The organism is Pseudomonas sp. R9.37, assembly GCF_963878885.1.
Classification (GTDB): Bacteria; Pseudomonadota; Gammaproteobacteria; order Pseudomonadales; family Pseudomonadaceae; genus Aquipseudomonas.
Genome location: NZ_CAWNZA010000003.1, coordinates 171,150 through 192,124 on the forward strand (window position 1 = coordinate 171,150; position 20,975 = coordinate 192,124).

A 20,975-nucleotide genomic window follows, 5' to 3' on the forward strand; every position below is an offset into this window, starting at 1 on the left:
ACCATGCTTTCCAACCCTAATATCGATCTGGTCTCGCGCTTTCTTCGCCTGCCGCTTGAACAACGTCAGCAGTTTTATCAGCGCCTGCAAGCGCGTGGCATGAGCTTCGCGCAACTGCCGATTGCCCCGACCCGCCACGAGGTCCAGGCACTGCCCTTGTCTTACGCTCAGGAACGCCAGTGGTTCCTCTGGCAGTTGGACCCTGACAGCGCCACCTATCACATCCCTGGCGCGCTGCGCCTGCAAGGCCAGTTGGACCTGGTGGCGCTGCAACACAGTTTCGACCGTTTGGTGGCGCGCCACGAAAGCCTGCGTACCCGCTTGGTGCAGGACGGTGAGCAGTTGTTGCAGGCCGTGATGCCTGAGGCTCGCGTTGAAATCGTGCAGGTGCGTACAGACGAACAGCACGTGATGGCGCAGGTGGAAGCTGAGGTCGCGCGTCCTTTCGATCTGCTCCAGGCACCGTTGTTGCGCGTGACGCTGCTGCAACTGGCCGACGATGAGCATGTGCTGGTGATGGTGCAGCACCACATCATTTCCGATGGCTGGTCGATGCAGGTCATGGTCGATGAGCTCGTGCAGCTCTATGCCGCCTGCAGCCAGGGCCTAACCCTGAAATTGCCGGACCTGCCGATCCAGTATGCTGACTACGCCCTGTGGCAGCGCGGCTGGATGGAAGCGGGGGAGAAAGCCCGTCAATTGGCTTACTGGCAGGCACTGCTGGGCGGCGAGCAACCCGTGCTGGAATTGCCCCTCGACCACCCGCGACCGGCGCAACAAAGCCATCGCGGCGCCAGCTTGCAGGTAGATTTGCCACCGGCATTGGTCAGCGGTATCAAGCGCCTTGCGCAGCAAGAGGGCGCGACCCCGTTCATGTTGTTGCTGGCTGCGTTCCAGACCTTGCTCTATCGCTACAGCGGGCAGTCGGATATCCGCGTCGGCGTGCCGATTGCCAACCGCAACCGTGTCGAGACCGAGCGGCTGATCGGCTTTTTCGTCAACACCCAGGTGCTCAAAGCCGACCTTGACGGGCAGATGAGTTTCGTCGAACTGCTGCAACAGACCAAGCGTCGCTCGCTGGAAGCCCAGGCGCATCAGGACCTGCCTTTCGAACAACTGGTGGTGGCGTTGCAGCCCGAGCGCAGCCTGAGCCACAACCCATTGTTCCAGGTGATGTTCAACCACCAGACCGACGCCCAGGGCGGTCGCGAGGGCCGGCAATTATCCGGTCTGCGCGTCTCGGAATTGGACTGGGACAGCCAGACCACGCACTTCGATCTGAGCCTGGACACCCACGAATCCGCAGAAGGCATTTGGGCGGCACTGACCTACGCCACCGACCTGTTCAACGCTGCAACGATAGAGCGTCTGGCTCAGCACTGGCAGAACCTGCTGAGCGCGGTGGTGAGTGCACCTCACAGCCGCCTCAGTGATGTCGTGATGCTCGGCGCGGCCGAACACGCGGTGGTCCTTGAGGATTGGAACGCGCCGGCTACCGGTATCGAACTGCACGCGGTGCATCAGTTGTTTGAGGCTCAGGCCCAGCAGAATCCTGAGCGTCAGGCGTTGGCGCTGGATGAGCAGGCCATCAGCTATGGCCAATTGAACCGTCAGGCCAACCGCCTGGCCCACTACTTGATCGCCCAGGGCGTCGGGCCGGACGTGCTGGTGGGCATTGCTGTGGAGCGCTCGTTTGCCATGGTGGTGAGCCTGCTGGCGGTGCTCAAGGCAGGCGGCGCCTACGTGCCTCTCGACCCTCAATACCCGCGTGAGCGCCTGGCACAGATGCTCGAAGACAGCGGCGTACGCCTGGTGTTGACCCAGTCGTCACTGCGTGAACGCCTGCCGTTGCCTGAGCAGCTGTTGGCCCTGGACATCGATTTGGCTGATCCGCAACTGGCGCAGTGCGCCGAGTACAACCCGGGGCTCGACTTCGAGTCGCGCAGCCTGGCGTACGTTATTTACACCTCGGGCTCTACCGGTAAACCCAAAGGCGTGGCCATCGACCATGGCGCCTTGAGTGAGTTCGCGCGCATGGCCGCCGACTACTCGTGCCTGACCCCGGATGACCGGGTATTGCAGTTCGCGACCCTGAACTTCGACGGTTTCGTCGAGCAGTTGTACCCGGCGCTGACCCTCGGAGCCACCGTGGTTTTGCGTGGCCCGCAGCTGTGGGACGGCGCCGAGCTGTACCGGCAGATTATCGCTCAGGGCATCACCCTGGCCGACTTGCCCACGGCCTACTGGAAACTGTTCTTGCAGGATTGCCTGGTGGCCGGCTCGCGCGCTTACGGCGCGTTGCGCCAGGTGCATATCGGCGGCGAAGCCATGCCGTTGGACGGCCCGGCGCTGTGGCGTCACGCGGGGCTTGGGCATGTACGCCTGCTCAATACTTACGGGCCTACCGAGGCGACCGTAGTGTCCAGTGTGTTGGACTGCAGCGACGCCACCACCGTGATCGGTGCCAGCGCCAGCCCTATCGGCCACGCGCTGGCGGGGCGTGGTCTGTATGTGCTCGATCGCGATTTGAACCTGCTGCCGGCCGGTGCCGTGGGTGAGCTGTATATCGCCAGTGAAAGCGGCCTGGCGCGTGCTTATCTGCAGCAACCTGCGCTGACCGCAGAACGTTTTGTGGCCGACCCATTCGGCCGCTCGGGCCAGCGTCTGTACCGCACCGGTGACCTGGCACGCTGTCGCGCCGATGGGGTGATCGAGTACGTGGGGCGGGTTGACCATCAAGTAAAAATCCGTGGTTTCCGTATCGAGCTGGGTGAGATCGAGGCGTTGCTGCTGGCCCAGGCAGGCGTGCGCGAAACGCTGTTGCTGGCGGCTGACAATCAGCTGCTGGCCTATGTGGTGCCGACGCAACCGCTGGCCGAGCAAGAACAGTTGGCTGCCGGTGAGCAACTCAAGGCCAGCCTGCGCGAGCAATTGCCGGATTACATGGTGCCGGCGCACCTGATCTTCCTCGCGCGCATGCCGTTGAACCCCAATGGCAAGCTGGACCGCCAGGCCTTGCCCAAACCCGATGCCACGTCGGCGCAAGCCGATTGGCAAGCGCCGGTTACCGCCCTGCAACAGCAGGTTGCGGCGATCTGGGCCGACATCCTCGGCACCGAGCGGGTCGGGCTGACTCAGCACTTCTTCGAGCTGGGCGGGCATTCGTTACTGGCGATGCAGGTGGTCTCGCGCCTTCGGCAGGCGCTGAACCTGGAAGTGCCGCTCAAGGCTCTGTTCGAGCAGCCGCGCCTGGACGGTTTTGTCGCCGCTATTGAAGCCCATTCCCCGAACGCGCCAAAGGCGCCGGCGTTGGTGCCGGTGGGGCGTGATCAGCCGCTGCCTTTATCGTATGCCCAGGAGCGTCAGTGGTTCCTCTGGCAGCTGGAGCCGCAAAGCGCTGCGTATCACGTGCCCAGCGCTTTGCGCTTGAAAGGGCAGTTGGACACGGCGGCGCTGCAGCGCAGTTTCGACACGTTGCTGGCACGGCATGAAAGCCTGCGCACGCATGTGCGCCAGACCCACGACGGCGCAGTGCAGGTGATTGACCCGCTGGCGTCGGTGCAGATCGTGTGCGGCGACGTCGAGGAAGCTCAACTCAAGGCGCGCGTAGAAGCTGAAATCGCCCAGCCGTTCGACCTGCAGCAGGGGCCGTTGCTGCGCGTGACGCTGCTGCGTCTGGCTGCTGACGAACATGTGCTGGTGCTGGTTCAGCATCACATCGTGTCCGATGGTTGGTCGATGCAGCGGGTGGTGGAGGAACTGGTACAACTTTACGCCGCATACAGCCAAGGGCAGGGCGTGCAATTGCCGGCGTTGCCGATTCAGTACGCTGACTACGCCGTGTGGCAACGCAACTGGATGGACGCGGGGGAGAAAGCGCGCCAACTGGCGTACTGGCGCGAGGTACTGGGCGGTGAGCAGAGTGTGCTGGAGTTGCCCTTCGACCACCCACGCCCGGCCGTGCAGAGCCATCGTGGCGCACGCCTGCCTATCGAGCTGGCGCCGACACTGGCCCATGACCTCAAGGCATTGGCCCAGCAGCAAGGTGTGACGCTGTTCATGCTGTTGCTGGCGTCGTTCCAGACCTTGCTGCACCGCTACAGTGGCCAGGAAGAAATCCGCGTCGGCGTGCCGATTGCCAACCGCAATCGCAGCGAGACCGAGCGCCTGATTGGCTTCTTTGTTAACACGCAAGTGCTCAAGGCCGACCTGCATGGCCAGATGAGCGTCGAGCAGTTATTGCAGCACACGCGCCAGCGCGCGCTGGATGCCCAGGCGCATCAGGACCTGCCGTTCGAGCAACTGGTCGAAGCCTTGCAACCGGAGCGCAGCCTGAGCCACAACCCGTTGTTCCAGGTGATGTTCAACCACCAGACCGATGTTGGCCAGGCCCAGGTCCAGCACCAACTGCCGCAGTTGCGGGTAGAAGGACTGGACTGGGAGAGCAAGACCGCGCACTTCGATCTGGACCTGGATATTCAGGAATCCAACGAGGGTATCTGGGCCACACTGGGGTATGCCCAGGATTTGTTTGAGGCCGGCACCGTGCAACGTATGGCTCGCCATTGGCAGAACCTGTTGCAGGGCATGGTCGCCAACCCGCAGCAAAGCCTCAGCCAATTGCCGCTGTTGGACAGTGCCGAGCAGCGACAGATTCTGCACCTGTGGAACTGCGCCGATTCGGGCTTCTCGGCCAAACGCCTGGTACACGAATTGGTCGCCGACCGTGCGCGGGAAAACCCGAATGCCGTGGCCGTGAAATTCGATTTGCAGACCCTGACGTATGGTGAACTCGATGGCCAGGCCAATCGCCTGGCGCATGCGTTGATCGCCCGAGGTGTGGGGCCGGAAGTGCGCGTGGCCATCGCCATGCCGCGCAGTGCCGAGATCATGGTGGCGTTTCTGGCGGTGATGAAATCCGGTGGCGTCTACGTACCGTTGGACGTGGAATACCCGCGCGATCGCCTGTTGTACATGATGCAAGACAGCCGCGCCAAACTGTTGCTGACGCATTCGGCGGTGCAGCAGCGATTGCCGATTCCCGAAGGCCTGGAAGCACTTGCCGTTGATCAGACCGAAGCCTGGGCCGACGCTGACGACAGCGCTCCACAGGTTGTACTGGACGGCGACAATCTGGCCTACGTGATTTATACCTCCGGTTCCACCGGCATGCCGAAGGGCGTGGCGGTGTCCCACGGTCCGTTGGTGGCGCATATCATTGCGACCGGCGAGCGCTACGAAACCAGCCCGGCGGATTGCGAACTGCACTTCATGTCGTTTGCCTTCGATGGCTCCCACGAAGGCTGGATGCACCCGCTGATCAACGGCGCCAGCGTACTGATTCGCGACGACAGCCTGTGGCTGCCGGAATACACCTACGCCCAAATGCATCGCCACAACGTGACGATGGCCGTGTTCCCGCCCGTTTATCTGCAGCAACTGGCCGAGCACGCCGAGCGCGACGGCAACCCACCCGCAGTGCGCGTCTATTGCTTTGGCGGTGACGCGGTGGCGCAGGCCAGCTATGACCTGGCCTGGCGTGCACTGAAACCCACCTACTTGTTCAATGGCTACGGCCCGACCGAAACCGTGGTGACGCCGCTGCTGTGGAAGGCCCGCAGGGGTGACCCTTGCGGCGCCGTCTACGCACCGATTGGTACGTTGTTGGGCAACCGCAGCGGTTATGTATTGGACGCGCAGCTCAACCTGCAACCCATCGGCGTCGCGGGTGAGCTGTACCTCGGCGGCGAAGGCGTCGCCCGAGGTTACCTGGAGCGCCCGGCACTGACCGCCGAGCGTTTCGTACCGGACCCGTTCGGCAAACCCGGCAGCCGTGTGTACCGCAGCGGCGACTTGACCCGTGGTCGCCCGGATGGCGTGGTGGACTACCTGGGCCGTGTCGACCATCAGGTGAAGATCCGTGGTTTCCGTATCGAATTGGGTGAAATTGAAGCCCGTCTGCGCGAGCAGGACAGTGTCGGTGAAACCGTGGTGGTGGCTCAGGAGGGCCCATCCGGCAAGCAATTGGTTGCCTATGTGGTGTCGTCGGACCCGGCGCTGATCGACGACGCCGTGGCGCAATCGAATGGCCGCGAAGCGCTGCGCCGCGCCTTGAAAGCCCGCCTGCCGGATTACATGGTGCCCACGCACCTGATGTTCCTGCCACGCATGCCGCTGACCCCCAATGGCAAGCTGGACCGCAAAGGCTTGCCGTTGCCGGACGTGAGCCAGATGCAGCAAGTGTATGTCGCGCCACAGAGTGACCTGGAGCAGAAAATCGCTGCGATCTGGTCCGACGTGCTGCGCCTGCCGCGCGTGGGCTTGCATGACAACTTCTTCGAACTGGGCGGCGACTCGATCATTTCGATCCAGGTGGTCAGCCGCGCCCGCCAAGCGGGTGTGCGCTTCACGCCCAAGGACCTGTTCCAGCACCAGACGGTGCAGAGCCTGGCGGCCGTCGCCCGGGAGGGTGAGGGCGCAGTGGTGCTGGATCAGTCGGCGCTGACCGGCGAGTTATTGTTGCTGCCGATCCAGCACGCGTTTTTTGCCGATGACATCCCGCAGCGCGAGCACTGGAACCAGTCGGTGGTGCTGCAGCCGCACCAACGGTTGGAGGTGCCTTTGCTGTTGGCAGCACTTGAGGCGTTGATCGTGCATCACGACGCCCTGCGCACCAGGTTTGTCCAAGGTGCAGACGGCTGGCATGCGGTGTATCGAACTGCACAGCAGCATCAGGCCGAACAGGTGCTGTGGCAGACCACGCTGAACACCGCTGAGGAGCTTGAGGCCCTGGGCGAAGAAGCCCAGCGCAGCCTAGACCTGAGCCAAGGCCCGTTGCTGCGCGCAGTGCTGGTGGGCATGGCCGACGGCTCGCAACGCTTATTGTTGGTGATCCATCACTTGGTGGTGGACGGTGTGTCCTGGCGCATCCTGTTGGAAGACCTGCAAACCGCTTACCGCCAACTGATCGAAGGCGTCAGCGTGGTGCTGCCGGGCAAGACCAGTTCCACCCGCGCGTGGGCCGAGCGTTTGCAAGCGTACGCCGGCACTGCGGCGCTGGCCGAGGAGTTGGCGTGGTGGCAGTCGCAGTTGCAGGGCAGCCGCACTGGTTTGCCGGGCGCTGACCCGCAGGCCAGTGTCAGTAACCGGCATGCCCTGAGCGTGACGACGCACTTGGATCAAGGGTTTACCCGGCGCTTGTTGCAAGACGCTCCAAGTGCCTACCGGACCCAGATCAATGACGTGCTGCTGACCGCGTTGGCGCGCGTTATTGTGCGCTGGACCGGTGATGCGTCGATGCTGATCCGCCTGGAAGGCCACGGCCGTGAGGACCTGTTCGACGAGATCGACCTGACTCGCACCGTCGGGTGGTTTACCAGCCTTTATCCATTGCAATTGGCACCGACCGACTCCCTGGCGGGTTCGCTCAAGCAGATCAAGGAACAGCTGCGCGCGGTACCGGACAAAGGCCTGGGCTTTGGCGCCTTGCGTTACCTGGGCAGTGCCGAGGCGCAACAGGCATTGGCGGGTTTGCCGCGCCCGCGTATCACGTTCAATTACCTGGGACAGTTCGACGCCAGCTTCGAGAGCGGCGAACAGGAGGGCCTGTTCGCACCTTCCGGTGACGCCAGTGGCGCCGAACAAAGCCTTGATGCGCCGCTGGGCAACTGGTTGGAAATCAATGGCCAGGTGTACGGCGGCGAGCTGAAGTTGAACTGGAGTTTCAGCCAGGCCATGTTCGCCCAAGCAACCGTGCAACAGCTGGCTGATGAGTACGCGTTGGAACTCAAAGCCTTGATCGAACACTGCTGTGCTGCGGCCAATCAGGGCGTGACGCCGTCGGACTTCCCGCTGGCGCGCCTGTCGCAAGTTCAACTGGATGCGTTGCCGCTTGCCGTATCTGAGGTTGAAGACCTGTACCCATTGTCGCCGATGCAGCAAGGTATGTTGTTCCAGTCGTTGTATGGCGAAGGGTCGGGCGATTACATCAACCAGATGCGCATCGATGTGGACGGTTTGGATGTACCGCGCTTCCGCCAGGCCTGGCAGGCGGCAGTTGACCGGCATGAAATCCTGCGCAGCGGCTTCCTCTGGCAGACCGATGTGGAGCAACCGTTGCAGGTGGTCTACAAGCAGCGACGAATGCCGCTTGAGGTGCTTGATTGGCAGGACCGCGCCGATTGCCCTACGGCACTCGACAACCTGGCCGAATCGGCACGCGCCCAGGGATTTGTAGTGGAGCAGGCGCCGCTGTTGAGCCTGTCGGTGATACGCACGGGTGCGTCGAGTTACCACTTGATCTACACCAATCACCACATCCTGATGGATGGCTGGAGTGGTTCGCAGCTGTTTGGTGAGGTGTTGCAACACTATGCCGGCGAGCCGCTGTCTGCACCGACCGGGCGTTACCGCGACTACATTGCCTGGTTGCAGGCGCAGGACAAGGCCGTCAGTGAAGCCTTCTGGAAAGCTCAACTGGTTAATCTGCAGGCGCCTACGCGTCTGGCACCTGGGCTGTCGAGCGATGAGCCTGCTGCAGTGGCGGCCAATGGTGAACATCGCCTGAGCTTTGACGCCGCTCACACCGAACGCCTCAAAGCGTTCGCGCAAAGCAACAAGGTTACCCTCAATACCTTGGTGCAAGCTGCCTGGTTATTGCTGCTGCAACATCACACAGGGCAGGCGACCGTGGCCTTCGGCGCCACCGTGGCGGGTCGCCCGGCCGAACTGCGCGGTATCGAGCAGCAAGTCGGTTTGTTCATCAACACGCTGCCCGTGGTGGCCACACCTGAAGCGCAGCTGTCGGTCAGCCAGTGGCTGCAACAGATCCAGGCGCAGAACGTGCGCTTGCGCGAGCAGGAACACACGCCGCTGTTCGAGATCCAGCGCTGGGCCGGGTTGGGTGGCGAGGCGCTGTTCGACAGCATCCTGGTATTCGAGAACTACCCGGTTTCCGAGGCGTTGGAGCAAGGCGCGCCGTCGGGCCTGCGCTTTGGTGCGGTGCACAGCCTGGAGCAGACGCACTATCCGTTGACCGTGCTGCTGGGCATGGGCGACAGCCTCGGGCTTGAGTTCAACTATGACCGTCAGGCCTTCAGCGCCGCACATATCCAGCGCTTGGCCGAGCACTTTCAGCAGTTATTGAACGCCTTGATCGTCGATGCCGACCAACGCCTGGCCGCACTGCCGTCCGTGACCCAGGCCGAGCGTGAGACGTTGCTGGCCTGGAACGCCACGGCTCAGACTTACCCGCTGCATCAGGGCGTGCATCAGTTGATTGAGGCCCAGGTGCTACGTACGCCGCACGCCCCGGCCCTGGCCTTTGCCGGGCAGCAGTTGAGCTACGCCGAACTTAACCGTCGTGCCAACCGCCTGGCGCATCGCTTGATGGCGGCAGGTGTCGGGCCGGACGTGCTGGTGGGGCTGGCGGTGGAGCGGTCAATCGAGATGGTTGTCGGCCTGTTGGCCGTGCTCAAGGCCGGTGGCGCCTATGTGCCGCTGGACCCGGAATACCCGCGTGACCGACTCAGCTACATGCTGCAAGACAGCGGCGTGAATCTGCTGCTGACCCAGGCACATTTGTTGGCGCAACTGCCGCTCCCGACAGGCGTGCAAAGCCTGGTGCTGGAGACCGGCGAAGCATGGCTTGAAGGTTACAGCGAGCACAATCCTGATGTCGCAGTGGATGGCGAGAACCTGGCGTATGTGATCTACACCTCGGGCTCGACCGGGCAGCCCAAGGGCGCTGGCAATCGGCATTCGGCACTGACCAATCGACTCTGCTGGATGCAGCAGGCATACAGCCTGGATGGCGGCGATACGGTGCTGCAGAAAACCCCGTTCAGTTTTGACGTGTCGGTGTGGGAGTTCTTCTGGCCACTGATGACCGGCGCGCGCCTGGTGGTGGCGGCACCGGGGGATCATCGCGATCCGGCCCGGTTGGTCAGCTTGATCAACGACGAGCAGGTCACCACGCTGCACTTTGTGCCGTCCATGCTGCAAGCCTTCTTGCAGGACACGGCGGTCGGCTCTTGCCAGAGCCTGCAACGCATTGTGTGCAGCGGCGAAGCATTGCCGGTCGATGCGCAACAACAGGTTTTTGCCAAGCTGCCCGCTGCCCGGTTGTACAACCTGTACGGGCCGACGGAAGCCGCGATTGATGTGACCCACTGGACCTGTGTCGAGGAAGGCAGTGATGCCGTGCCGATTGGCCGGCCCATCGCCAACCTGGGCTGCTACGTGCTGGACAGCAACCTGGAGCCGGCGCCGGTGGGCGTGTTGGGCGAGTTGTACCTGGGCGGTATTGGCCTGGCGCGGGGTTATCACCGTCGGCCGGCGTTGACCGCTGAACGTTTTGTGACTGACCCCTTCGGCAGTGGAGAGCGGCTGTACCGCACTGGCGACCTGGCGCGCTATCGCGACGACGGTGTGATCGAGTACGCGGGCCGCATCGACCATCAGGTCAAACTGCGTGGGCTGCGCATCGAGTTGGGTGAAATCGAGGCGCGTCTGCTGGAGCATGAGTGCGTGCGTGAAGCGGCCGTGCTGGCCGTGGACGGCACGCATTTGGTGGGTTACGTGGTATTGCAGGCGCCGAGTGAGGATTGGAAAACCGTGGTCGGCACGCACTTGTCTGCGCACTTGCCGGACTACATGGTACCCGCGCAGTGGGTCGTGCTTGAGCAGATGCCGCTGAGCCCGAATGGCAAACTGGATCGCAAGGCGCTGCCCAAGCCTGAAGCCAACGGCGCAGAGCAATACCAGGCGCCGCACAGCGAGATTGAGCAACAGGTAGCAGCGATCTGGAGCGAGGTGCTGGGTGTTGAGCGGGTGGGGTTGAATGACAACTTCTTCGAGTTGGGCGGCCACTCCTTGCGCGTGCTGTTGCTCAAGGAACGCATCCGGCAGGTCAGCGGGGTCAACCTGTCTGTCAGCCAATTGATGCTCAACCCAACTGTGCGCGGGCAGGTTAATTTCCTGCAGGGCGATGCGCGCAGCGAGTTGATCGTCAAGCTCAACAGCCAGACCCAGGGTACGCCGCTGTTCATGTTCCACCCAAGTTTTGGTTCAGTGCATTGCTACACCGCGATTGCCCTGGCGCTGCGCGAGCAACGCCCGGTGTACGGGGTGATCTGCCGTGCGCTGGTGGAAGAGGGTGCGTCGGTGCCTGAGTGGCAGGCGATGGTTGACGATTACGCCGCGCAATTATTGGCAGCACAGCCACAGGGTGCCTATCGCCTGGCCGGTTGGTCGCTGGGCGGCAACCTGGCGATGGAAGTCGCCTACGCGCTGGAGCAAGCAGGGCGTGAGGTGGAGTTTGTCGGCTGGATCGATTCGGCGCCGCCGCAGTGGCTCAAGCCGTATTGGGACGCGGTGATCATCGAGGAGGGGCGCGAGGCATCCGCCAATGAACGCCGTGCGGCGTTGCTTGGGGTCATGTTTCCGGCGTTTGCCGAGCAGATTGAGGGTGCGTGGCAGGAGTGCCTGCGTCAGGCAGCGGATGAAGACGGGCAATGGCATGCGTTCGTGACTTGGGCAGAGCAACATTTGGGTGAAGGGTTTACCAGCATCAAGGAAGAGTTGCTGCGTGGCAACGAGGCGCAGATTTCCTGGGAGGTTGACCGTGCGTTGAGCGAACGCCTGGAAGCGGCGGACTTCAAGCCGATCCAGGCGCCGGTCAGTTGCTGGTGGGCCTCGTTGAGCCGCGCGGGGCAGTTCAAAAACCTGATCGAACAGAACATGGCGAAGGTGATTGGGCAGGGGCGCATCGAGCGTTCGGTGATGATCGACACCGATCATGACGGCATTATCGACAGCGCCGCGTTCATCAACAGCCTGGTGGCCGCCATGGAGTAAGGAGGGCAACGTACGAATCAACCCGGATGATTGATCCGGGTTTTTTTGTGCTGGATTTCAGGTCGGGCAGGCATGCCTTTCTGTGGGAGCTGGCTTGCCTGCGATGCATGCACCTCGGAGTATCAGGCACCCAGTTGATGCCATCGCAGGCAAGTCAGCTCTCACAGTTGACCGAGCATGGCCTTAATACACAGGCATAAAAAAGCCCGATGAGAGCGGCGCTTTCATCGGGCGTTGGGTTGATCGCCTGGGGCGATCAGTGCATTTAATCAGAAGTCCCAGCGAGTGCTGAACATCACGTTACGCGGTTCGCCATAGGCTGCCGAGTTATAAAAGCCCACGTTAGTGTAGTAGGTGGTGTCGAAGACGTTGTTGAGGTTGACGGTTGCCGAGAGGTTCTTGGTGACCTGGTAGCGGGTCATCAGGTCGACCACTGTATAGGACGACTGGGTGATGTCCTGGTTTTTATTGAGCGGCTGGTTCCAGATCTCATTCCAGGCCTTGGTTTGCCAGCGTACACCGCCACCGACGGTGAACTTGTCCAGAGCGCCCTTGAGTTTGTAGGTGGTGTTCAGGTTGACCTGATGCTCTGGCTCGAAGGTGGAGATTTTCTTGCCGTCTTCGTCGCGTACGATTTTGTGGGTGTAACCGCCCTGCAGTTGCCAGCCTGGGCTCAACTCACCGGAGATCTCTGCTTCGTAGCCTTTGGTGACGGCCTTGGAGCCCTTGAACGCATAGTTTTCCGGGGAAGGCGATTGGTTGTTGTAGGCATCGTCCGGAATAGCGCGATTGGTCTCATGCACCTCGAAATACGCAAGGCTGGTGTTCAAACGGCCTTCAAAGAACTCGCCTTTTAACCCTATCTCGTAGTTCTGCCCTTCGTCCGGCTCCAGCAGCGTTTTGTTGCGATCTTTATAGGTGCTTTCCTGAGGCTGGAAAATATCGGTATAGCTGGTGTACACCGAGAAATTGTCGTTCAGGTCATAGATCACACCCGCGTACGGGATGAACCGTCCGGTTTCCTTGTAGGACGGGTTGTTGCCGGTGACGTGGTAGTTGGCAACGCGGCCACCGAGGATCACGTTCAGGTCATCCATCACGTTCAAGCGTGTGGTCACGTAGTAGCCGGTTTGACGAATGGTGTCGTCGGTGTACTGTTGGACCGGGCCGTAGATTGGCTTGGCGAGCTTGCCATTCCAGTTGTAGAAATCCACTTTGTTGCCGCCTGGCCAGTCCGGCGACCAATAGCCTTTGCCCTGCCAGCGCGAGGTGCCGATCGAGCCACCTACGACCAGTTCATGGTCACGACCGAACAGACTGAATGGCCCGGTGGCATACAGATCGGCCGAGGTGCTTTTGGTTTCTCCGGTGTATTTCTGCCCGTTGATCGACGCTGTGCCATCGGCTTGTGGTTCAACGAACTGGATCGAACCGAGGTCGGCGTGGTAGCTGTTGATCTTATGGTCGAGTTGGAACTTGGTGACCCAGCCGTCGCCCAGGTCATGCTCGAGCATGGCAAAGGCGGTGCGGGTGTTTTGCTCCCATGAGCTCCAGGTGGTGCCGTTGTTGTAGGAGCGCGGCATCTTGTTGATGCTGCCGTCGTATTTCACCAACGGGAAGGAACCCGACCAACTGGTGCCTTGTGGAATGCTGTCCTGATAGTCGAAGCCCACGGTCAGCATGGTGTCGGGGGACAGGTCGAATTCGGTGATGCCGTAGTAGGTTTCGGTCTTGCGTGAGTAGTGGTCCATGAAGGAATTCTTGTCCTGGTACGCCGCCACTGCGCGACCACGGACATTCCCGCTGTCGGTCAACGGGCCGCTGACGTCCACTTCGCTGCGGTAGTTGTCCCAGGAACCTGCGCCCAGTTGCACGTGGCCTTTGAATTCCGAGGTGGGCTTCTTGCGAATCAGGTTGATGGTCGCGCCCAGGGAGCCGGCACCGTTGAGCAGGCCGGTGGCGCCCTTGAGAATTTCGACGCGGTCGTAGATCGCCATGTCGCTCAGGGTGTTACCTGCCGAATAGCCAACGTTGCGCACGGTGGACGGAATGCCGTCGTACTGGAAGCTGTTGACCGAAAAACCACGGGAATAGTAGTTGGTGCGGTCGCTGTCGTAGGCTGACACGGTGATGCCCGGCGTGTGACGCATCACGTCGTCGACGTTATTGAGGCCGAAGTCTTCGATGTGCTGGCGGGTGATCACCGTGATTGACTGCGGGGTTTGCCGTGGCGTCAGGGTCAAGCGGGTTGCCGTGGCAATGGTGCCCGGCGTATAGGAACCGGAATCCTCGGTGATGTTGCCCAAGGTATTGCCGGTTACCTCGGTCGGGCTCAATTCCAGCGTTGCGGATGTACCGGCAGCGGTCACGGTCAGCGAGTTGCCGTTGAAGCTGTGAGTGGTCTGAGTCCCGCCCAGCAACGTATCAATGGCCCGCTGCGGCTCCATCTTGCCCTTGACCGCACGGCTGCTTTTGCCCTGCACATCGCTTGGGCTGTACAGCACTTGCACATTGCTCTGGCGGCCAAATTCCTGCAAGGCGCTCCCCAGCGACTGTGCGGGAATATCCAGCTCGATCTCCTGTGCCTGTGCATAACCTGCAACCGGCAGCGATATCGCCAGGGCCAAGGCGCTCGGAAGAAGATTGATGTTCAGGGCCCGGCGCATGGATAGCGCTTTGCTCAGGGGGCTGAGACCGAGTCTTGCTGGCATGGATGCTTTCTCTTCTATGTTTAAGTGGGCAAGTTATAGGTATCTATTGAGTATTATTCTCATTACCACTAGTGAGACGTTCCTACTTGGAAAAACCGGAAAATAAATTTCAGGCCGGTTCCATTTCGTGCAGCACCTGGCCGGCGCGCAGTCGCACCAATTGGTCGGCGATGTCGAAATAGCGGTCGTCGTGGCTGATGACAATGATGGTTTTGCCCAGGCGCTTGAGGTCCGGCAGCAGCTCGGTGTAGAAAATCCGGCGGAAAGCCGGGTCCTGGTCGGCGGCCCATTCGTCGAACACCAGCACCGGGCGTTCTTCGAGCCAGGCGTTGACCAGTGCCAGGCGCTTGCGCTGGCCGGTGGAAAGATCGGTGGTGCTGAATACGCCGTCTTTCACGCTGACCTTGTGCGCGATTTCCAGGCGTTCCAGGTATTTGGCGGCGCTGTCCAGTGACTGGGTGGCGCTGCCCTGCACCAGGTCGTCGAAGAGGTAGTAGTCGGAGAAGATCGTCGTGAAGAGTTGGCGATAGTCATCGCGCTCGGGGTCGGTGACGGCCTCGCCGTTCAGGCGAATCTCGCCCGCCTGGGGCGGATACAAGCCCAGCAGCAATTTGATCAGGGTGGTCTTGCCGCTGCCGTTCTCGCCGACGATAAACACGATATCGCCTTGCTTGATGCTCAGGTTGATCGGCCCCAGGTGGAACGGTTCGCTGCCTTCAATCGCCGGTGGGCTGTAGCTCACGCCGCGCAGTTCCAGGCTGTTGACTACCGGTTTTGGCGCTTCGCTGTCATCCATCAGCAGGTGCGGTTCGGGGGAGGAGAAGCGCTCCGACAGCTCGCTGATCCGGCCAAAGGCGATCTTGGCCTTGCCCACCACCGGCAAGTAGCCCAGCAGGTGTTCCAGCGGGCCCTTCATGTAGAGCAGCACCAGCACGAAGCCGGTGATCACGGTCGGGTCAGGGTTCGGATTGTAGGCCTGCATCGCCAGGGCCAGGCCGATTACCACGAAGAACAGCATCGAGCCGAACGTCTTGGCGAGGATATAAATGTTGACCGAACGCACTTGGATATCGCTGATGCGGTCGGCGGTTTCCTGGATGCGATGGGTATTCATGCGATAGCGCCGTGGGCGGTGCATGCGCAGTTCCTTGGCGCCGGAAGCGATCGCGTTGTAGTAGCGCTGCAATTCATCTTCATGGCTGCGCGCCAGGTCAAAGCCCTGGATGCCTTTGCCACCGGCAATGAATTGCACGGCGCTGCCGATGATGATCGCCACCACCATCATCAGGAACATCGGCACCGACAGGTAGGCTAAGTAGCCCAGGCAACCGAGGGTCACCGTGGCGGCGATGGCCAGTGGCGTGAAGGCGAAAGAAAAATCGCTGATGGTGTCGACGTCATGGGTCAGCACCGGGATCAGCCGGTGCGAGCGGTAGCGCTCGATCTGGCCGATGGGTGCCGACAGCACTTTCTCGCCCAGATCCTTGCGCAGGGCAGCAATGATGCGTTGCCCGACATAGTTGGTGCCGATGTCGGAAATAATCGAGCTGATCAGCGCCAGTACGCACAGCGCCGCAAAGGTCAGGACCACGCCTTGGGTCATGCCGTTGACCGAATGCAGCGCGTTATTGATGGTGGCCAGCAGCAAGGTAATGGCCAGGCCGCCCACCATGCCGAGTGCGACGGAGATCGTCACGATGGTACGAAAGGGCCTGAGCAAGGCGAGCAGACCCTTGAAGGCGCTGCGTTTGGGGTCGGTCATAAGTACTTCCCGGAGAGTGAAAAGAGGGGCTGGGCACACAGACCCTTACCCATGACAAACGAAGCGCCGGCGCGAGTATTTAGCTCGGCGTGCCCTTTGCGGGTGGCGCGGCATAAATTGCCGCGCAGCTGGTTCGTTCTTGTGCTGTAGGCGCACGTGCATCGACGCCGCGCGCAGTCCATTCAGCGAGAGCGAAACAATGACGAAAAAGAACCTGGTGTATGTGTGGTCCCTGCGGAATGCCGCCGCCGACAAGGCCGGGCAGCCGGTGGCCTACAAGGATCACGAGCGCTATATGAAGTCGGTGCTGGAGTTTCTGGTGGGTTCGCTGAACGACACGCCGTTGGGCGAGGCCTATAACCTGGTTGGCGTGGTGTATGACGATGACGAGCAGAACCCGCGCGACCAGCAACTGGTCAGCGATTACGGCTTTGCCTATAAACCAGGCCGCCAGTGGCTGTACCCGGCGGATCTTCAGGTGCAGGGACGGCTGGTCAACGACTTGTTATTGAGCGTGCCGTCCACCTACCGCCGTCTGCCACGCGGCAGTGCCGAGCACATTGCCGGCAAGCAGGATTTCGAGCGTCGCCTGCACGACACGCTGGTGGAATTGAAGGCCGATATCGTCGTGCTGGACGGTCTGCTGGTGATTCTGGATGAGCTGGTGCGCCCAGATGCGCCGTTTGCACGGCGCATCATGAACATTCACCCAGGCATTACCCGAATCGAATCGCCTTACGAACGCCGCGGTGCATACGCCACCTGGAATGCCTTGTACGGTGCGCGTGGGCAAACCGTGGTGGATTGGGCGACCAAGGCCACCACGCCGTCGGAACCGCTGTACCTCACCGGCGCTTCGTTCCACTACGTGGATAACGGCATCGATTCGGGTGAAGTGTTTCACGACGTGCTGAAAACCGAGATCTCGCCCGAGGACACCATCCTCGAGCTGCGCTGGAACAACTTCAACAACAGCCTGTTCCCGGCGTTGCACGAAGGCTTGGAGTTGTTGGCCAAGCAGGCCTGAACACAGCCCTATTGGTACATACAGCACCAAAATGTGAGCAGGCTTGCCCGCGAAGGCGGCGGCCCTGTTGATACAGGGGTGACTGACACACCGCTATCGCAGGCAAGCCAGCTCCCACATTTGAATGGTGGCGGTCTTGGTATTCATGCGCGGCCCTAAGCCCAGCCGCTCCCAGCCATTCCGCGAACCGTTACCTGACACACACAGGCCAAAATGTGGGAGCGGGCTTGCCCGCGAAGGTGGCAGCCCTGTCGATACAGGGGTGACTGACACACCGCTATCGCAGGCAAGCCAGCTCCCACATTTGAATGGTGGCGGTCTTGGTGTTTACGCACCACCCTAAGCCCAGCCGCCGCAACCATTGCCGCGAATTTTCACCTGATGTACGCGAGGCAAAATGTGGGAGCGGGCTTGCCCGCGAAGGTGGCGGCCCTGTCGATAAAGGGGTGACTGACACACCGCTATCGCAGGCAAGCCAGCTCCCACATTTGAATGGTGGCGGTCTTGGTATTCATGCACGCCCTAAGCCCATCCGCGCCCAGTCGTTGCCGCAATCGTTACCTGACATACACAGTCCAAAATGTGGGAGCGGGCTTGCCCGCGAAGGCGGCGGGCCTGTTGATACCGGGGTGACTGACAGACCGCTATCGCAGGCAAGCCAGCTCCCACATTTGAATGGTGGCGGTCTTGGTATTCATGCACGGCCCTAAGCCCATCCGCTCCCAGTCGTTGCCGCAATCGTTACCTGACATACACAGTCCAAAATGTGGGAGCGGGCTTGCCCGCGAAGGCGGTGGCCCTGTTGATACAGAGGTGACTGACACACCGCTATCGCAGGCAAGCCAGCTCCCACATCTGAATGGTGGCGGTCTTGGTATTCATGCACGGCCCTAAGCCCATCCGCTCCCAGCCATTCCGCGAACCGTTACCTGACATACACAGGCCAAAATGTGGGAGCGGGCTTGCCCGCGAAGGCGGTGGCCCTGTCGATACAGGGGTGACTGACACACCGCTATCGCAGGCAAGCCAGCTCCCACATTTGAGCGGTGGCGGTCTTGGTATTCATGCATGGCCCTAAGCCCATCCGCGCCCAGTCGTTGCCGCAATCGTTACGTGACATACACAGGCCAAAATGTGGGAGCGGGCTTGCCCGCGAAGGCGGCGGCCCTGTCGATACAGGGGTGACTGACACACCGCTATCGCAGGCAAGCCAGCTCCCACATTTGAATGGTGGCGGTCTTGGTGTTTGCGCACCACCCTAAGCGCAGCCGCCCCAACCATTGCCGCGAATTTTTACCTGATGGACGCAAGGCAAAATGTGGGAGCGGGCTTGCCCGCGAAGGCGGCCGCCCTGTCGATACAGGGATGTCTGATATACCGCTTTCGCAAGCAAGCCAGCTGCCACCTGTGAACGGTGCCGCGCCTAAAGCTCGCGCACTACCCGAAAGCCAATCCAGTCGCCGCGCGTTTGCGGGTAGATGTTGTTGCGGTTGCCCGAGCGCGAAAACACGGGCGCTTCGCCCCAGTCGTCGCCGCGAATCTGGTAGCTCTCGCAGTTAGGTTCCACCCAGGCGCTGCCGTCGGTGGGGGCGCCGATGTAGTTGGGGTGCTCGCAGTCGGCGACCCGCTCATAGACATTGCCATGCATGTCGTACATGCCAAACGCATTCGGCGGGTAGCTGCCGACCGGCGAAGAGTAGCTGTAGCCATCCGCCGGGCCGTAGGTGTTGGCATGTTCGGCGATGCTGTAACCCTTGCCCTCATCGAAAGGAAACGGAAACGGTCCGGCGGTGCCGGCACGCGCCGCATATTCGCGCTGCGCTTCGCTGACCATCTGGTACGTCTGCCCGGTCTTTTTCGACAGCCAGGCCACATAGTTCTTGATGTCGTCCATGTCCATGCACACCGCCGGCTGGCGCGGCCCTTGTGGGTAGCGTGGCTTGCTGGCGATGCATTCGCGCCCTGGGCGGGTGTCGCCGTCGGCGATCTTGACGCCGGTCTGGCGGATATAGCTGTCCCATTCACCGGCGGTGATATGGAAACGGCTCATGGCGAAGGGTTTGGCGAAGGTCACCTCATGCATCGGGCCTTCGTCGGGCTCGCGGCCGACTTCGTCTTCCGGGGTGCCCATGGTAAAGGTGCCGGCCGGCAGCACGACCATTTCCGGGCAGTCCTTGCAGTCTTTGAATACTTTGCCCGGTTGCGCGGTGGCGGCCTGGGCCAGGCCTGGCAACAGCGCGCCGAACAGGGCGGTCAGCGCCAGGGCAGTGAGGGGTTTGAGTCGGGATGGAGTCATGTGGGCATCTCGTTCAAAGGAAAAAGGGGTCACAGCCGTTGGCTCAGCAAGCTCATGAAACGCTGGATTTCATCCGAGCTGTTGAGCAGGCCAGGGGAGGTGCGAATCACGGGGCCGACATCACGGTCCACCGCATCGATCACCACGCGGTTTTTCATCATGTGGGCGACCACGGCCTCGCTGTCCTGGCCCTTGACGCGGAAGAAGGTAAAGCCGGCTGAGAGAGCAGGGCTGCGCGGCGTCACCAGCTCGATTTGCGGGTGGTCCAGCAAACGGCCCTTCAATTCGCTGTTGAGCGCGTGAATACGCGCCTGCACTTGGGGCTTGCCCAGCTGCAAATGCAACTTGAAGGCTTCGTCCACCGCCCAGCGATGCTCAAAAGCGTGGAAACCGCCGGGCGTCATGGTGGTGGCGAAATTGGTGTCTTCGGAGAAGGTCGGCACCATCGGCGTCACGTATTTGTTTTCGGCGTCGCGGGCGCACACCAGGCCGGTACCGCGCGGGCCGAACATCCATTTATGCGTGCCGGCGATAAAGAAGTCGCAGTGCATGTCGGGAAAGTCGAGGTTTTCCACGCCGAAGCCGTGCACGCCGTCCACCACGTAGAGAATGCGGTCGTTTTCATCGCGGTTACGGTTGAGTGCGTCCACCAGCCTGCCGATCTCGCCAATCGGTAGTTTCACGCCGCTGCCCGACTGCACCCAGGTCATGCCCAGCACGCGGGTGTTGGGGCGAATACTGCGCTGGATATTGCTGAGGATTTCATCGGCAGACACGCGACTGGCGTCTTCGAACAGCGTGAACCTGCGCACCTGCGTGCCTTGCTTGAGCACGCGAAAATCCAGCACGTTCTGGGTGGCGTAGTGCTCGTGCACGGTGGTGAGAATTTCCTGGTCGGGCCGCAGCTTTATCCCGCCGTAGATCATCGCCAGCCCTTCGGAGGTGCTGCCGGTGAGGGCAATTTGCGCCGGCTTGGCGTTCAAGTAGCGGCCGGCCCATTCCCGTACCTGGCCTTCGCGTTTCCAGGTTTCCTCAAGGCCCCAGTCCATCGCCAACCCTGGGTTGCGGTCGATCTGCTGGCGGTAGCGGTCGATCGCCTCGCGCACCGGCTTGGGGTGCGAGGCCACCAGGAAATTGGAGAAGTGCAGGTAGTTCGGGTCCTGGTTGAACAGCTGTTTCAATCCCGTCCATGGGGCGTTCGCAGCGGGTGCCGGGCTGTTGGCCAGTGCTTGAGGCATCAGCGCAGCGCCCAGCGGCAGGCTGGCGGCGAAGACACCGGCCTGTTTGAGAAATGTACGGCGATCAGTCATGGACGTGCTTCTA

At 61.5% G+C, this 20,975-nt stretch carries 6 protein-coding genes; 2 read left to right on the forward strand and 4 right to left on the reverse strand.

Annotated elements, in window-relative coordinates; genetic code table 11:
• Positions 1–3: 3 nt before the first annotated feature.
• Positions 4–11,856 (forward strand): non-ribosomal peptide synthetase, encoded by an 11,853-nt coding sequence (locus AACU78_RS02850; RefSeq protein WP_106579723.1) that lies wholly within the window; start codon positions 4–6, stop codon positions 11,854–11,856.
• A gap of 269 nt (positions 11,857–12,125) precedes the next feature.
• On the opposite strand, the gene AACU78_RS02855 is transcribed toward AACU78_RS02850, so the two are convergent.
• Both AACU78_RS02855 and AACU78_RS02860 read right to left on the reverse strand, forming a co-directional pair.
• Positions 12,126–14,567 (reverse strand): TonB-dependent siderophore receptor, encoded by a 2,442-nt coding sequence (locus AACU78_RS02855; protein WP_106579724.1) that lies wholly within the window; start codon positions 14,565–14,567, stop codon positions 12,126–12,128.
• Between the two features lie 109 nt (positions 14,568–14,676).
• Positions 14,677–16,329, reverse strand: a complete 1,653-nt coding sequence (locus AACU78_RS02860) for a cyclic peptide export ABC transporter (protein WP_106579725.1) — start codon at positions 16,327–16,329, stop codon at positions 14,677–14,679.
• Between the two features lie 199 nt (positions 16,330–16,528).
• Between AACU78_RS02860 and AACU78_RS02865 the strand changes: the two genes are divergently transcribed.
• A complete protein-coding gene (locus tag AACU78_RS02865; RefSeq protein ID WP_106579726.1) occupies positions 16,529–17,356 on the forward strand; it encodes a N(5)-hydroxyornithine transformylase PvdF in 828 nt (275 codons plus the stop codon).
• A gap of 1,423 nt (positions 17,357–18,779) precedes the next feature.
• Here AACU78_RS02865 and pvdO read toward each other — a convergent pair.
• Positions 18,780–19,652 (reverse strand): dihydropyoverdine dehydrogenase, encoded by an 873-nt coding sequence (pvdO, locus tag AACU78_RS02870; protein ID WP_106579727.1) that lies wholly within the window; start codon positions 19,650–19,652, stop codon positions 18,780–18,782.
• A gap of 29 nt (positions 19,653–19,681) precedes the next feature.
• Positions 19,682–20,962, reverse strand: coding sequence for a pyoverdine-tailoring periplasmic protein PvdN (pvdN, locus tag AACU78_RS02875; protein WP_106579728.1), 1,281 nt, complete (start codon positions 20,960–20,962; stop codon positions 19,682–19,684).
• Positions 20,963–20,975: the final 13 nt, after the last annotated feature.

Excerpts from the sequence above, each read along its gene's own strand:
- AACU78_RS02865 (WP_106579726.1), top strand. The coding sequence starts at position 16,529 with ATGACGAAAAAGAACCTGGTGTATGTGTGGTCCCTGCGGAATGCCGCC.
- pvdN (WP_106579728.1), bottom strand. The coding sequence starts at position 20,962 with ATGACTGATCGCCGTACATTTCTCAAACAGGCCGGTGTCTTCGCCGCC.
- AACU78_RS02860 (WP_106579725.1), bottom strand. The coding sequence starts at position 16,329 with ATGACCGACCCCAAACGCAGCGCCTTCAAGGGTCTGCTCGCCTTGCTC.
- pvdO (WP_106579727.1), bottom strand. The coding sequence starts at position 19,652 with ATGACTCCATCCCGACTCAAACCCCTCACTGCCCTGGCGCTGACCGCC.
- AACU78_RS02855 (WP_106579724.1), bottom strand. The coding sequence starts at position 14,567 with ATGCCAGCAAGACTCGGTCTCAGCCCCCTGAGCAAAGCGCTATCCATG.
- AACU78_RS02850 (WP_106579723.1), top strand. The coding sequence starts at position 4 with ATGCTTTCCAACCCTAATATCGATCTGGTCTCGCGCTTTCTTCGCCTG.